General features: G+C 42.7%; 1 protein-coding gene. It reads right to left on the bottom strand.

All coding sequences use genetic code 11. From position 1 onward, the window contains the following. A partial coding sequence (locus tag AAEY75_RS14150) for an FKBP-type peptidyl-prolyl cis-trans isomerase N-terminal domain-containing protein (RefSeq protein ID WP_502944415.1) occupies positions 1-454 on the bottom strand: 454 nt, incomplete at both ends.

Below are 454 nucleotides of genomic sequence, written 5' to 3'. Positions count from 1 at the left end.
CATTAACTGTACGCCTTCAGTCCAACCAGGAATAACACGGTTTAGTGGGAACTTAGCCGTTTCACCACGAGCATATGAACTGTCAAATTCGGTGCCATCAATTAACGTGCCACGGTAATGAACTTCAACAGTATCTTCAGCAGCAGGCTTTTCACCACTACCGGCCTCTAATACTTCGTACTGCGAACCAGACTCAGTCGTGGTTACGCCTTCTTTGGCTTTATTGTCTTCTAAGAATTTTTTGCCATCTGCAATTGATTTAGCAGCTAACGTTTCAGCTTGCTCTAAGCGCTTGTCGTTTAGTTTTTTATCTAGGTTTTGTAATACAGTCTGCATTTCTTCTTCAGTTAACTGCATTTCTTCGCCTAAGCCATCGCTAAAGCCTTTAATCACCATAGCGCGGTCAACAGCAAAGCCTAATTCTTCTTGCTCTTTAATGTGACCAGACATGTAC

Origin of the sequence: Psychrobacter sp. TB55-MNA-CIBAN-0194 (assembly GCF_040309505.1) — a bacterium.
Lineage (GTDB): Bacteria > Pseudomonadota > Gammaproteobacteria > Pseudomonadales > Moraxellaceae > Psychrobacter > Psychrobacter fozii.
This window is presented reverse-complemented; position numbering and strand designations above follow the sequence as displayed.